Annotated in this window: 12 protein-coding genes; 5 read left to right on the top strand and 7 right to left on the bottom strand. The window is 67.0% G+C overall.

The window, feature by feature from the left end; all coding sequences use genetic code 11:
• Nucleotides 1–170 precede the first annotated feature (170 nt).
• Nucleotides 171–950 (bottom strand): tyrosine-protein phosphatase, encoded by a 780-nt coding sequence (locus HUK68_RS00590; protein ID WP_175502443.1) that lies wholly within the window; start codon nucleotides 948–950, stop codon nucleotides 171–173.
• Between the two features lie 54 nt (nucleotides 951–1,004).
• The gene (locus HUK68_RS00585; protein ID WP_175502442.1) at nucleotides 1,005–3,920 is read right to left on the bottom strand and encodes a DNA topoisomerase III; all 2,916 of its coding nucleotides are present in this window, start codon (nucleotides 3,918–3,920) and stop codon (nucleotides 1,005–1,007) included.
• Between the two features lie 118 nt (nucleotides 3,921–4,038).
• Here HUK68_RS00585 and HUK68_RS00580 point away from each other — a divergent pair, with 118 nt between their 5' ends.
• From HUK68_RS00580 to HUK68_RS00570, 3 genes are read left to right on the top strand one after another with little or no spacing between them, the layout of a single operon-like run.
• A complete protein-coding gene (locus HUK68_RS00580; protein WP_175502441.1) occupies nucleotides 4,039–4,557 on the top strand; it encodes an SET domain-containing protein in 519 nt (172 codons plus the stop codon).
• Nucleotides 4,554–5,381, top strand: a complete 828-nt coding sequence (locus HUK68_RS00575; protein ID WP_175502440.1) for a biotin--[acetyl-CoA-carboxylase] ligase — start codon at nucleotides 4,554–4,556, stop codon at nucleotides 5,379–5,381. The genes HUK68_RS00580 and HUK68_RS00575 overlap by 4 nt, the downstream gene beginning before the upstream one ends.
• 14 nt (nucleotides 5,382–5,395) lie before the next feature.
• A complete protein-coding gene (locus HUK68_RS00570) occupies nucleotides 5,396–6,106 on the top strand; it encodes an SPOR domain-containing protein (protein WP_175502439.1) in 711 nt (236 codons plus the stop codon).
• 231 nt (nucleotides 6,107–6,337) lie between these two features.
• Here HUK68_RS00570 and HUK68_RS00565 read toward each other — a convergent pair whose 3' ends face one another.
• Nucleotides 6,338–7,267 carry an N-formylglutamate amidohydrolase gene (locus tag HUK68_RS00565; RefSeq protein ID WP_175502438.1) on the bottom strand — a complete coding sequence of 310 codons (930 nt, stop codon included), beginning with the start codon at nucleotides 7,265–7,267 and terminating at the stop codon, nucleotides 6,338–6,340.
• Between the two features lie 78 nt (nucleotides 7,268–7,345).
• Nucleotides 7,346–8,311: a Bug family tripartite tricarboxylate transporter substrate binding protein gene (locus HUK68_RS00560; protein ID WP_175502437.1), complete on the bottom strand. Its 966-nt coding sequence runs from the start codon at nucleotides 8,309–8,311 to the stop codon at nucleotides 7,346–7,348.
• A 140-nt stretch (nucleotides 8,312–8,451) separates the two neighbouring features.
• Between HUK68_RS00560 and HUK68_RS00555 the strand changes: the two genes are divergently transcribed.
• Nucleotides 8,452–9,414 (top strand): LysR substrate-binding domain-containing protein, encoded by a 963-nt coding sequence (locus HUK68_RS00555; protein ID WP_175502436.1) that lies wholly within the window; start codon nucleotides 8,452–8,454, stop codon nucleotides 9,412–9,414.
• Between the two features lie 13 nt (nucleotides 9,415–9,427).
• Here HUK68_RS00555 and HUK68_RS00550 read toward each other — a convergent pair whose 3' ends face one another.
• The 3 genes from HUK68_RS00550 to HUK68_RS00540 form a co-directional block, all read right to left on the bottom strand.
• Entirely contained in the window at nucleotides 9,428–10,888 is a 1,461-nt protein-coding gene (locus HUK68_RS00550) for a sensor histidine kinase (RefSeq protein WP_175502435.1), read from the bottom strand.
• A gap of 253 nt (nucleotides 10,889–11,141) precedes the next feature.
• The gene (locus tag HUK68_RS00545) at nucleotides 11,142–11,816 is read right to left on the bottom strand and encodes a response regulator (RefSeq protein WP_159915342.1); all 675 of its coding nucleotides are present in this window, start codon (nucleotides 11,814–11,816) and stop codon (nucleotides 11,142–11,144) included.
• A 96-nt stretch (nucleotides 11,817–11,912) separates the two neighbouring features.
• Nucleotides 11,913–12,416 (bottom strand): MarR family winged helix-turn-helix transcriptional regulator, encoded by a 504-nt coding sequence (locus HUK68_RS00540; protein WP_175502434.1) that lies wholly within the window; start codon nucleotides 12,414–12,416, stop codon nucleotides 11,913–11,915.
• Nucleotides 12,417–12,557: 141 nt separating this feature from the next.
• Between HUK68_RS00540 and recA the strand changes: the two genes are divergently transcribed.
• Nucleotides 12,558–13,694, top strand: coding sequence for a recombinase RecA (gene recA, locus HUK68_RS00535; protein ID WP_175502433.1), 1,137 nt, complete (start codon nucleotides 12,558–12,560; stop codon nucleotides 13,692–13,694).
• The last annotated feature ends 30 nt before the right edge of the window (nucleotides 13,695–13,724 follow it).

The following is a 13,724-nucleotide window of genomic DNA, read 5'->3' as shown; positions in this document are numbered from 1 at the left end:
ACCCCGCTGCCGCCACTCTCCGAGGATGCCACCCCGCCCGCGCAGCCCGCCAGCCCCGCAACGCATGCCAGCGCCGCGCACCATCGAATGCAAATCTTCATGAAAACTCCCGTCAACAAGCCCCGATGCTAACCAGCGCACGCACAAGCCGGTAACGGGATGTGCGGCAGCTATTCGAGATAGCGCTGCGCGAGTTGCGCGCGCGCGGCGCGGTCCATGCCCAGCACCTCGGCGAGGTAGCGGTCCATGCCGCCATGGTCGCGGTCGACCAGCTCCAGTGCACTGTCGAGAAATGCGTTCTGCACGCGCCACAGCACCTCGAGCACCTCCTCGGGCAGCCGGCCCGCCACGGCCGCCACCGGCCGCTGGTAATGGACGTTGGTCAGCAGGTAGTCTTCCATGATCTGCTCGCGCGAGACGCCCAGCGCGTACAGGATCAGCGCCGCGGCCCAGCCCGTGCGGTCCTTGCCGGCCGTGCAATGGAACACCAGCGGCGCATCGCTTTGCAGCAGCAGCTGGAACAGGCGCGCGAAGCGGTCGGCGTTGTCGCGCACGAAGCTGCGGTAGGTGTCCTGCATCAGCCCCACGGTATCCGCGGCCGTGAGCTGGTGGCCCGCGGCCAGCAGTTCCTGGGTGCGCTGCACCACGGTCGGCTCGACCATGAACGCATGGCGCTGGAACTGCGGCCAGGCATAGCCCTGCACCGCGCACTCGTTGGCGCCGCGGAAGTCGACGCTGTGGCCGATCTTCAGCGCGGCCAGCGCCCGCAGGTCGGCCGCCGACAGGCCCGCGAGGTGGTCGGAGCGGAACAGCCGCCGCCATTGCAGGCTGCGGCCGTCGGCGGTGGTGTAGCCGCCGAGGTCGCGGAAGTTGCTGCTGCCTTCGAGGCGCAGCACACGGGCCGGCAGACTGGTGCCGGATGGAAGCGGGGATGCAGTCGTAGAAGCCATGGCCACAGCGTAGCGCATTGCGCGCCGCGCCGTGTGTAGCTCAGATGACTGCCATCAAGCGAGATGCTTTCCAACGATGCCGGCCAGCTCGAACATCGTGATCTGGTCCTTGCCGAACACCGGTTTGAGCTTGGCGTCGGCGTTGATGGCGCGCTTGTTGGTCGCATCCTGCAGGTTGTTGGCCTTGACGTAGTCCCAGACCTTCTTGATGACCTCGGTGCGCGCGACCATGTCGCCGCCGATCACGGCCGCCAGCTCGGGGCTGGGCGTGAGATTCGACGCGACCTTGCGCGGGGTCTTGGCCGCGGCCTTGGCAACCGCGGTCTTTGCCGCCGGCACCTTTTTCGCTGCCGCCACCTTCTTGGCCGCCGGCGCCTTCTTGGCCGGTGCGCCCGCGGTCTTGCGTGCCGGGTACTTCGAATCGCGCTTCTCGAACTCGAAATTCACCTTGCCCTCGGCCGCATCCCAGACCAGGAAGGCCTTGAACGCGCGGCGCGTGCGGTTGGAGACGAACTTCTCCAGCAGGTCGGTCTTGCCGGTCGCGAGCAGCTTGGCCATCTGCTCGCGCTCGATCGGCTGCTGCAGGATGATCTGGCCGCTCTTGAAGTCGCAGCTGGGCACGGCCTGGGCCGGCGTGGGCACGGCCTTGGAACAGACATAGTTGCTGCCATGCTCGAACACCGGCGCGCCGCACTTCGGGCAGGGGCCGAGCGGCTGCTGGCGCGTGAAATCGACGATCTCGCCCGTGTCCTCGGCGTTGGCGTCATCGCCGAAATCGAACTCGAGCTTGTAGTTGTTGTTCTCCTCGTCGCGCACGATGGCGACTTCGGCCACGAACGGCCAGCCGGCCTTGGAACGGAAACCTTCCAGCGGGCCGATGCGCCGGTCGCGCAGCAGGGCTTCGGCCTCGTGCGTCTCGAAGGTGCGCCCGGCCGGGGACTTGGTGAACGAGAAGCCGCAGCCGCTGCTCTTGCCGTCGGCGCCGGTGCAGGCGTAGCGGCGGTAGTTTTCCTTGACCACGCCGCCGCAGTTCGGGCAAGGCGTGTTCAGCGTCGCGTAGTCGCCGGGAATGGTGTCGCGGTCGTATTCCTTGGCCTTCTTCACCAGGCGCTCGGTCATGCCGGCGATTTCCTGCATGAAGGCTTCGCGCGACAGCTGGCCCTTTTCCATCTGCGACAGCTTGTACTCCCACTCGCCGGTGAGCTCGGCGCGCGACAGCTCCTCGACGCCCAGGCCGCGCAGCAGCGTCATCAGCTGGAAGGCCTTGGCCGTGGGAATCAGCTCGCGGCCTTCGCGCAGCATGTATTTCTCGGTCAGCAGACCTTCGATGATGGCTGCGCGCGTGGCTGGCGTGCCCAGGCCCTTTTCCTGCATTGCCGAGCGCAGTTCCTCGTCCTCGACCTGCTTGCCCGCGCTTTCCATCGCGCCCAGCAGCGTGGCTTCGGAGTAGCGCGCGGGCGGCTTGGTCTTGAGACCCTTGGGATCGACGGCCTTGGCCAGCGGCTGCTCGCCGGGCTGCACCGGCACCAGGTTCTGGCCCTTGTCGCCGTCCTTGGCGTCCTCGACTTCGTGCGCGGCTTCCTTGCCGTAGATCGCCAGCCAGCCCGGCTTGACCAGCACCTTGCCTTCGGTCTTGAAGTGGTTGTTCTCGACACGGCTGATGCGCGTCGTCACCTGGTGCTCGGCGCTCGGGAAGAACACCGCCATGAAGCGGCGCACCACCAGGTCATAGAGCTTTTGCTCGGCCTCGCTCAGGCCGCTCGGCGCCTGCGTGGTCGGGATGATGGCGAAGTGGTCCGACACCTTGCTGTTGTCGAAGATGCGCTTGCTCGGGCGCACGTAGTTGTTCTGCAGGGCCTGCTGCGCAAACGGCTCGAGGTGGCGCATGCCGCTCTTGGCCAGCATCTCGAAGGTCTGCTGCGCCACGGGCAGGTAATCCTCTGGCAGCGCACGCGAATCGGTACGCGGATAGGTCAGGGCCTTGTGGCGCTCATAAAGGCTTTGCGCGATCGACAGCGTGGTCTTGGCCGAAAAGCCGAACTTGCCGTTGGCTTCGCGCTGCAGGCTGGTCAGATCGAACAGCAGCGGCGAGGCCTGGGTCGTGGGCTTGCTTTCCTCGGTCACCACGGCCGGCTTGCCGCGCGCGGCCTGGGCAATCGCCTGGGCTTCGGCCAGGCTCCACACGCGGTCGGCGCGCAGCTCGGCGTCTTCGCTTTTCTTCCATTGCGGATTGAACCACTTGCCCAGGTACTCGCCGGCCTGGGCACCGAAGGTGCCGTGGATCTCCCAGTAATCGCGGCTCACGAACTTGCGGATCTTCTCCTCGCGCTCGACGACCACCGACAGCGTCGGCGTCTGCACCCGGCCGACGGTGGTCAGGAAGAAGCCGCCATCGCGCGAATTGAACGCCGTCATGGCGCGCGTGCCGTTGATGCCCACCAGCCAGTCGGCCTCGGAACGGCTGCGCGCGGCGTCGGCCAGGCCCTGCATCTGCTCGTTGCTGCGCAGGCTCTCGAAGCCCGCGCGGATGGCTTGCGGCGTCATCGACTGCAGCCACAGGCGCTGCACCGGCTTGCCCAGCGGCTTGTTGCCGCCCGCGTACTGCTCGATCAGGCGGAAGATCAGCTCACCCTCGCGGCCCGCGTCACACGCGTTGACCAGGCGCGTGACGTCCTTGCGCTTGGCCAGCCGCACCACGGCATTCAAACGGCTCTTGGTCTTGTCGACGGGCTTCAGGTCGAAGAAGGGCGGGATCACCGGCAGATTGGCAAAGCTCCATTTGCCGCGCTTGACGTCGAACTGCTCGGGGGCCTGGATTTCCACCAGGTGGCCCACGGCGCTCGTCACCACATAGCCGTCGCTCTCGAAATGGTCATCGTGCTTTTCGAACTTGCCCGCGACAGGGGTCAGCGCCCGGACAATGTCCTGCGCCACGGAAGGCTTCTCGGCAATCACCAGTGTTTTTGTCATTGTGTGTTCTCGTCATTTCAAGCGCCCTCCCTCAAGGGCTGGCAAGCGCTTCTACAATCCATTCTCACGCGTGCACGCGCACGCGCATGTGTGCATATTCAAAGTATCAGAGATTCCAATGCCCCGCACCCAGCCCTCTTCGCCGGCCTCGCGCCGCATCCAGACCCGGCGCTCCGGCGTGCATGGCAAGGGGGTCTTTGCCGTGCAGGATATTGCCGAGGGCGAAATCCTCATTGAGTACACGGGTGAAATCATTTCCTGGCAGCAGGCCCAGGACCGCCACCCGCACGATCCGCTGCAGCCCAACCACACCTTCTACTTCCACGTCGACGAAGACCGCGTGATCGACGCCAACTTCGGCGGCAACTCGTCGCGCTGGATCAACCACAGCTGCAACCCCAACTGCTACACCGACGAGCAGGACGGCCGCATCTTCATCCGCGCGCTGCGCAACATTGCGGCCGGCGAGGAGCTGAACTACGACTATGGCCTGATGCTCGAAGAACGCTATACCGCCAAGCTCAAGGCCGAGTATCCCTGCTATTGCGGCGCTGCCAACTGCCGCGGCACGCTGCTCGCGCCCAAGCGCGGCTGGCGCCCGCCGATGCCTGGCGACCAGCTGGAGCGCGCCGCATGAGCCTGCCTGCCCACCCCATCCGCTGGCCCGCCGAGACGCTTTGGCAGGCCGTGAGCCCGCTGCTCGAGGGCTTCAGCGTCGAGATCCTGCCGGAGATCGATTCCACCAATACCGAGCTGATGCGCCGCGCGCGCGCCGGCCGCTGCGAACCCATCTTGCTGGTCACCGAAAGCCAGACCGCGGGCCGCGGCCGGCTCGGCCGCCAGTGGGTCAGCGGCATCGGCGATTCGCTGACCTTCTCGCTGGGCCTGCCCATGGACCCGGTCGAATGGTCGGGACTGTCGCTGGCCGTGGGCGTGAGCCTGGCGCAAAGCCTGCAGCCGCAGCTGCCCTCTGCGGGCGATGCGCGCGCACGCCTGGGCCTCAAATGGCCCAACGACCTCTGGCTCGAAGGCGACCGCAAGCTTGGCGGCATCCTGATCGAGACCGCCAACGGCATCGGCCCCGGCGGCCCGTCGCGCTATGTGGTGATCGGCATGGGTCTCAACGTGCGGGCACCCGCGGCCGAAGGCCTGTCGACCAAGCCGGCCAGCCTGCACGACATCGACCCCGCGCTCGACGCCCCCACGGCGCTGGGCCGCATCGTGCCGCCGCTGGTCCAGGCCCTGCAGGCCTTTGAACAGCACGGCTTTGCACCGGTGCGCGCGCGCTTTGCCGAACGCGACTTGCTGCAAGGCCGTGTCGTCAACCTGAGCGACGGCCAGAGCGGCCTGGCCCAGGGCGTGGGTCCCGATGGCGCGCTGCTGGTGCAGACCGACGCGGGCCTGCGCGCCGTGACCAGTTCGGACATCAGCGTGCGGCCCCGCACCGCGCCCACTGCCTGACAGAAAGGCCTTCGATGCTGCGCATTGCCCTGTTGATCCTGCTGCTGGCCAATGCCGGCTATTTCGCCTGGAGCCAGGGCGCGCTGGCCAGCCTGGGCTGGGCCCCGGAGCAGCACCGCGAGCCCGAGCGCCTGCAGCAGCAGCTGCGCCCCGAAACGCTGCAATTGAAGCTCCCCGCCGCGGCGCAGGCCGAGGCACCGGCCGCGGCGCAGGCGCCAGCGCCCGCGCCCGCGGTGGCTGAAGCGCCGGCCGAGCCCGCCCCGGCCCCTGACGGCCCGGCCCAGTGCCTGCAAGCCGGCATCTATGACGACGACGCATCGGACACGCTGCGCCGCGCGCTGGTGCTGCAGTTGCCCGAAGGCAGCTGGAAGCTCGATGCCATCACCCAGCCCGGCCGCTGGATGGTCTACATGGGCAAGTTTGCGGACAACCAGGCGCTGGAGAAAAAGCGCGCCGAACTGGTGGCACGCAAGCTCGACCACGACCGCGCGGGCGGTACGCTCGAACCCGGCTTGTCGCTGGGCCGCTTCAGCAGCGAAGAGGCCGCCACGCGCGAGCTGACGCAGTTGGTGCGCCAGGGCGTGCGCAGCGCACGCGTGGTGCAGGAGCGCCCCGACAAGCATGGCTTCATCCTGCGCCTGCCCACGGCCACCCCGGCGCTGCGCGCGCAGGTCGAGGCGCTGCCGGCCTTCGGCGCCAAGCCGCTGCGCGCCTGCGCGTCGTGATCGCGGCACCCGCCGTCCCGATCCGCTCACCCTGGGCGGGCCCCCCTGGGCCTGTCGAAGGGTGTCCCCGGAGCTCGACCCAGCCCGTCCATCCTTCGACAAGCTCAGGACGAACGGTTGTTGAGCCGCGCACCCTGGGCGGGCCCCCCTGAGCCTGTCGAAGGGTGGGTGTCCACCGCCAACAAAAACGGCCCGGGAAAACCGGGCCGTTTTTTCATGCGCAGCAAATGCTCAGGCGCGCGGGTCCAGCGCCATCAGGTCTTCGACCAGGGCTTGCAGGTCCCTGGTCAGGCGCAGGTAGCCCGCCTGGTCGAGTTCCAGCGTCTGCTCGTCCATATAGATCTTGCGGTTGATCTCGATCTGGATGCTGTGGCGGTTGTCGGCCGGGTTGCCATAGCGGCGCACCAGCTCCACGCCCTTGTAGGGGTGGTTGTAGTCGACGCTGTAGCCGCGCTCGCGCAGGAAGCTGCAGATGCGCTGCGACAGGCGCGGGTCGGCCGTGCTGCCGTCGCGGTCGCCAATCACGAAATCGGCGTGCACCAGGCCCGGATGCAGCGTGGCATGGCTGGCCGCGACCGCGGGCATCGAGTGGCAGTTGATGTGGATGCTGTAGCCATGGCGCGCATGCGCCGCGTCGATCGCCTTGGCCACGGCCGCGTGGTAGGGCTTCCAGCAGCGCTCGATGCGCGCCAGCAGTTCGTCCACCGACAGCGCGCGCTCGTAGATCGGCACGCCGGCGTCGGTGAACTTCCAGATCAGGCCCTTGCCCAGCCGCACCTTCTGCAGCACCACCGGGTCGTCGGTGACCGGCAGCGGCCAGTCGCCGTCGATCATGCCGCAGTCGATTTCCGTGGTGTCCCGGTTGGCATCGAGATAGATGCGCGGAAAGTGCGCCTCGACCCAGCTCACGCCCAATGCGGGCGCAAACGCATAGATCTTCTCGACATGCGTGTCTTCGGCCTGGCGCAGCGTGGCCAGCGGCAGGCACGACCCGAAGTCCTCGGGATACCAGGTACCGCTGTGCGGCGAATCCAGCACCACGGCGCTGGTGCCGGGGACGCTGGTCACCATCTGGGCCGGAGCGGGCGCATCGGCAGCGCCGGCGGCGCCGGGCTGGGCATGCTGGAAACGTTGGCTGATCAATTGCAAGACGGGATGCATAAGCAGACTGAGAGTGAGGGTGTCGTCCCCCTCCCCACAGAGGAAAGGGGGAGGCCGCGCAAGCGGCTGGTGGGGGTATTAATCCAGCTGGATCTTTGCGTAGGCAGCGACCTGCTTCATCTTGGCGATCTCGGTCTCGATCTGCTTGGTGAAAGCGGCCGTGCTGGTACCGGTGGGGTACAGGCCTTGAGCGGCCATGCGCTGCTTGACCACGTCTTCCTTCAGCGCCGCGGCAACGGCTTTCTGGATGCGCGCGACCTGGGCCGCGGGCATGGACTTGGGTGCCACCAGGCCGAACCACGAAGGATCGTTGATGTCCTTGTAGCCGAGTTCGGCGTAGGTCGGCACATTGGGCAGCACGTCGAGGCGCTCGGGCCAGCTCACGGCAATCGCGCGGACCTTGCCAGAGTTGATCTGGGCCAGCGACGAAGCCACCTGGTCGAAGTACACGGGGACCTGGCCGCCGAGCACGTCATTGATGGCCGGGCCCGCGCCGCGGTAGGGGATGTGCAGCATGTCGGTGCCGGTGGCACGCTTGAACAGCTCGCCCCACATGTGGCCGATGGTGCCGTTGCCGGGCGTGGCGTAGCTGACCTTGCCGGGGTTGGCCTTGAGGTAGGCGACCAGTTCGGCCATGTCCTTGACCGGCAGGGCCTTGGGATTGACCACGATCACGCCCGGGGCCTTGACCATTTCGGTCACGCCGACGAAGTCCTTGGTGGCGTCGTAGGGCAGCTTGGACAGCACGGCGGGGTTCACGCCATGGGTCGACAGCGTGGCCACGCCCAGCGTCAGGTTGTCGGTGGCACGCGCCACTTCGGACATGCCGATCGAGCCGCCGGCACCGGCGCGGTTCTCGATCACCACGGGCTGGTTCAGCAGGCGGCCCAGCACGTCCTGCAGGTTGCGCACGACCATGTCGGTCGAGCCGCCCGGCGGGAAAGGCACCACGATGCGCAGGGGCCGGCTATTGTCCTGCGCAAAAGACATTCCAGGAACGACAGTTGTGGCAGCGAGGGAGGCAATAAAGTGACGACGTTGCATGGTGAAATTTTCCTTTTCGATAACAAAGATTAACGGAATTCGTGGTACAGACAAAGCAATACCTATGCCTGTTATTATTCCAAATCGGAATATATTGAAGCTTTTCCAGCATCCCTAGTCCACCTCCGTGATTCCCCGCCATGACCAGTTTGCGCCGACTCAACCCTCCCGTGCACCTGCTGCGGGCTTTCTCCACCGTGGTGCGTTTCGGCGGGGTTTCGCGCGCCGCCGAGGCGCTGCATCTGACGCAGAGCGCCGTGAGCAAACAGGTGCAGGAACTCGAGAAATGGGTCGGCGTGATGCTGTTCGAGCGCAACCGCAAGCGCCTCACGCTGACCCCGGCCGGCGAGCGCTACGAACGCGCGGTGCGCGCCTTGCTGTCGCAGCTCGAGGCCGCCACGCTCGAGCTGATCACCAGCGACGACCGCAGCGGTGCGCTCTACCTGTCGGTGCTGCCCACCTTCGGCGCCAAGTGGCTCATTCCGCGGCTGCCGCAGTTCCAGCAGCGCGAGCCGCAGGTCACGCTGCATTTCGTGCCCTATGTGCACGGCTATGACTTCGAGAGCCCGACACTCGACTGCTCCATCCTGTTCGGCGACGGCCACTGGCCGGGCGCGCGCGCCCACTATCTCGTCGGCCAGCAGGTGGCGCTGATCGCGCCGCCGCTGGGCAGTCCCGGCGCGCTGGATCTGCGCCAGCCCGCAGACCTGATCGCCTGCACGCGGCTGCGCCATGTGACCATTCCCGATGCCTGGGCACAGTGGTGCGAGGCCCATGGCGTGAGCGGCATGCGCGCTTTGGATGGTCCGCAGTTCGACCAGTTCCAGAGCATCATCCGCGCGGTGATGGCGGGCATGGGCGTGGCCCTGGTGCCGCGCTGCCTGGTGCAGGATGAAATTGCCTCGGGCCTGGTCACCGAGCCGCTGCCCGGCTATACCAGCCACCTCGGCTACTGGTTCCTCTATCCCGAGGGGCGGGCCCAGCATGGCGCGTTGGCCTCGCTGCGCGACTGGCTGCTGGAATCGGCCGCGCAATCGGCCGCCGCGATGCTCGCCGCCAGCCGCGCCGCCGCGGTCAAGGCGGCGGGCGCGGACCGCAGCTGAACCCAGGTCCGCATCAGGGCAACGCGGCCAGCGCCGGCAGCGCCCGCAACGCCGAAAAACGCACGCTGAAGCGCGCCCCCGGCGGCAGCTGCTGCGGACGCGCCGCATCGAGCGACACCTGGGCGCCATGCTGGCGTGCAATCTCCTGCACGATGGGCAGGCCCAGCCCGGAGCCATCGGCCTGCGTGCCGAGCGCGCGGTAGAACGGCTGGAACACTAGCGCGCGCTCCGCCTCGGGCACACCGGGCCCGGTGTCCTCGACCTCGAGCAGCAGCATGCGTTCGAAGGTGTCGGCCAGCAGCCGCACCGTGACCACGCCGGGCTGCTCCGGGGTGGACGGCGTGTAGTTGATCGCGTTGTCGACGAGGTTGCGCACCAGCTCGGTCAGCAGCGTTGGATTGCCTTCCATCCAGACCCCGGGCGCACCCGGCTCGGCGCCGTCGTAGCCCAGGTCGACATGCTTGTCGAGCGCGCGCGGCACCGAGTCGCGCACCACGTCGATCACCAGCTGCGCGAGGTCGCAGCGCTGCTTTGCCATGGCCGCGCCCGTGCCTTCGACGCGCGCCAGCGCCAGCAGCTGGTTGACGGTGTGGCTCGCGCGCATGCTGGCGCGGCCGATCTGCTGCAGCGAGCGCTTGAGTTCCTGCGTACTGGTGCCCTCGCGCTGCGCGAGGTCGGCCTGCATGCGCAGGCCCGCCAGCGGGGTCTTGAGCTGGTGCGCGGCATCGGCAAGAAAGCGCTTTTGCGTCGCCAGCGATTCGTTCAGGCGGCACAGCAGGTCGTCGACGGCATTGACCAGTGGCGCGACTTCCAGCGGAACATCCTCGAAGTTCAGCGGCGACAGGTCGTCGGGCTTGCGCGCGCGGATGCGCTCCTCGAGCCGGTGCAGCGGCGTGATGCCGCGCGCCAGCGCCATCCACACCAGCATCACCGCCAGCGGCAGCACAACGAACTGCGGCAGCATCACGCCGCGGATGATCTCCCCGGCCAGCGCACTGCGTTGGTCGCGGGCCTCGGCGACCTGCACCAGCGCCAGTGGCTGGCCGGGTTCCGGCAGCGGCACCCACAACGCCGCCAGGCGCAGGTCCACGCCGCGCAGTTCGGCGTCGTACAACTGGACCTCGCCATTGCGCCGCTCGGCATCGGTCCAGGGCGGCCGCGGCAGCGCGCTTTCGCCCGCCGCCAATCGGCCCTGCGGGTCCAGCACCTGGTAGAAAACGCTGTCGGCAGCGCTCGCGCGCAGGTTGTGGCTCAGCGCCTGCGCCAGGCTGAACTGCAATTGCCCCTGCTGCACCTGCCGCGCCAGCACGCGCACGTCATATTCCAGCGCGCGGTCATAGGGCTGGTTGGCCAGTCCCTGCGCCACCAGCCAGGTCAGGGCCAGGCTCACGGGCCACAGCAGCAGCAAGGGCGTGAGCATCCAGTCCAGGATGCCGCCAAACAGCGAATACTGCTCGCGCTGGAAGAGTTTCATGGCGTATCGGGAAGCACGCGATTGGCGGTCTGTTCGTCCTGAGCGGGAGAAGCGAGACACGTCTCGCCAGACGTGACCAAGAAACAGCAAGGCCTCTGCTGGTTCCCCGTTCGTCCTGAGCCTGTCGAAGGATGAACGCAGGGCCTCCATACAGTAGCCACGGCTTCTTTGCGGCACGCCCTAAAACGCCCTTCGACAGGCTCAGGGCGAGCAATGTGCGAGGAAGTCGCTGCCTCCCAGCAGTCAGCCATGCTCAATCGCGGATCTTTTCGAGGCAATATCCCAGCCCCCGCACGGTCGCAATGCGGATCGGCCCATGCTCGATCTTCTTGCGCAGGCGATGGATGTAGACCTCGATCGCGTTGTTGCTCAGCTCCTCGCCCCATTCGCACAGGCGCTCGACCAGCTGGTCCTTGCTGACCAGGCGGCCCGCGCGCTGCAGCAGCACTTCCAGCAAGCCCAGTTCGCGCGCCGAAAGCTCGACCATCTTGCCGTCGATGGTGGCCACCCGGCCCGACTGGTCATAGACCAGCGGCCCATGCTTGATGGTGCTGCTGGCGCCGCCCATGCCGCGGCGCGTCAGGGCGCGCACGCGCGCTTCGAGCTCCTGCAGGCTGAATGGCTTGGCCATGTAGTCGTCGGCGCCGAAATCGAGCCCCTTGACGCGTTCTTCGACGCTGTCGGCGGCCGTGAGGATCAGCACCGGCAGGCCGTCGCCGCGCCCGCGCAGCCGGCGCAGCACTTCGAGGCCATGCATCTTCGGCAGGCCCAGATCGAGGATCAGCAGGTCGAACTCGCTGCTGGTCATCAGCACCGACTCGGCTTCGCTGCCGCTGGCCACATGGCTGACCACGGCGCCCGAGCCGCGCAGGCTGCGCAACAGGCCATCGGCAAAGACCTGGTCGTCCTCGGCAATCAAGATGCGCATGCGGATATTTCCCTGAATGGACACGGCAGTGCAAGACCGCCGGGGGTTTGGTCGATTCTAGGGGTGGATGGCGCCGCCCGGCCTGGGGTTTTCGCGCTATGCCGGCTTGCCGCTGCTGGCGGCATAGACCTCGAGCCCGAGCGCCACCACGGTCGCGACCTCGTCCCCGACTTCGGCGCGGAACTCGGCCTCGGCCTGGGCCACGGCCGCCTGGAACGCCTGCAGCCAGCTGAGCCCCGTGGGCGTGAAGCGGATCCAGCGCGTGCGCCGGTCACGCGCATCGGGCTCGCGCGTGACCAAGCCCCATGCCAGGCACTGCTCGACCAGATCGGCCATCGCCTGCTTGCTCATGCCGGCGCGCTCGGCGAGATCGGTCAACCGGTCGCCGGCCAGCGACAGATGGCGCGTGATGTGGATGTGCGCGGCGCTGACCTGGTCGCGCGCCGCAAGGTTGGACAGCGCCAGCGGCACCTCGAGCGCATGCGCCATCAGCTGCATGACACGCGCATCGAAGCGGCGCATCGAATGCCCGAGCAAGCGGCCCAGATGGAGCTGGCGCCAGTCATCGGAATAGGAAGTGGAAGGTGAAAGGGATGCCATGAGTAATTGTCAGGGAAACTGACTAAAAATCATCTATACAGAAAAGTACAACCCTCATAAACTACTGTTCAAGCATCCAGGCTGGCAGTAACAACAGACCGTCGGTGCTCTCCAAAATCATTGCTTTATCAGGAGTTTTTCATGGACGTCACCACAGTCAAGGGCAGCAACCCCGCCACCGCAGCCAACAGCGAAAAAGCCAAGGCCCTGCAAGCCGCGCTCGCGCAGATCGAAAAACAGTTCGGCAAGGGCACCATCATGCGCCTGGGCGAAGGCGAAGCCATCGAGGACATCCAGGTCGTTTCCACCGGCTCGCTGGGCCTGGACATCGCCCTGGGCGTCGGCGGCCTGCCGCGCGGCCGCGTGGTCGAGATCTACGGCCCGGAATCGTCGGGCAAGACCACGCTCACGCTGCAGGTCATTGCCGAAATGCAAAAGCAAGGCGGCCAGTGCGCGTTTGTCGACGCCGAGCATGCGCTTGACGTGCAATATGCGCAGAAGCTGGGCGTGCAGCTATCCGACCTGCTGATCAGCCAGCCCGACACCGGCGAACAGGCGCTCGAGATCGTCGACAGCCTGGTGCGTTCGGGTGCCGTCGACCTGATCGTCATCGACTCGGTGGCGGCGCTCACGCCCAAGGCCGAAATCGAAGGCGAAATGGGCGATGCGCTGCCCGGCCTGCAGGCCCGCCTGATGAGCCAGGCGCTGCGCAAGCTCACCGCGACGATCAAGAAGACCAACTGCATGGTCATCTTCATCAACCAGATCCGCATGAAGATCGGCGTGATGTTCGGTTCGCCCGAAACCACCACCGGCGGCAATGCGCTCAAGTTCTATGCCTCCGTGCGCCTGGACATCCGCCGCACCGGCACGATCAAGAAGGGCGACAACGCCATCGGCAACGAAACCCGCGTCAAGGTGGTCAAGAACAAGGTCAGCCCGCCGTTCAAGACCGCTGAATTCGACATCCTGTTCGGCGAGGGCATCTCGCGCGAAGGCGAAATCATCGACATGGGCGTCGAAGCCAAGATCCTCGACAAGTCGGGGGCCTGGTACGCCTACCGCGGCGAGAAGATCGGCCAGGGCCGCGACAACGCGCGCGAATTCCTGCGCGAGAACCCGGACCTGGCGTTCGAGATCGAGAACCGCGTGCGCGAAAGCCTGGGCGTGTCCCTGCTGGCCGGCGCCACCCCGGCTCCCGCCGCCGGCGGCAAGCCGGCCAAGGCCGACAAGGGCGCGGACAAGGCCGCAGCGGCCACTGCACCCGCGGGCGAGTAAGCAGTGAAGCCCGGGCTGGGCCGCGTAGGC

Source organism: Comamonas antarctica (assembly GCF_013363755.1).
GTDB lineage: Bacteria > Pseudomonadota > Gammaproteobacteria > Burkholderiales > Burkholderiaceae_C > Comamonas > Comamonas antarctica.
The sequence above is the reverse complement of the archived record's forward strand: the minus strand, read 5'-3'. Positions and strand labels throughout refer to the sequence as shown.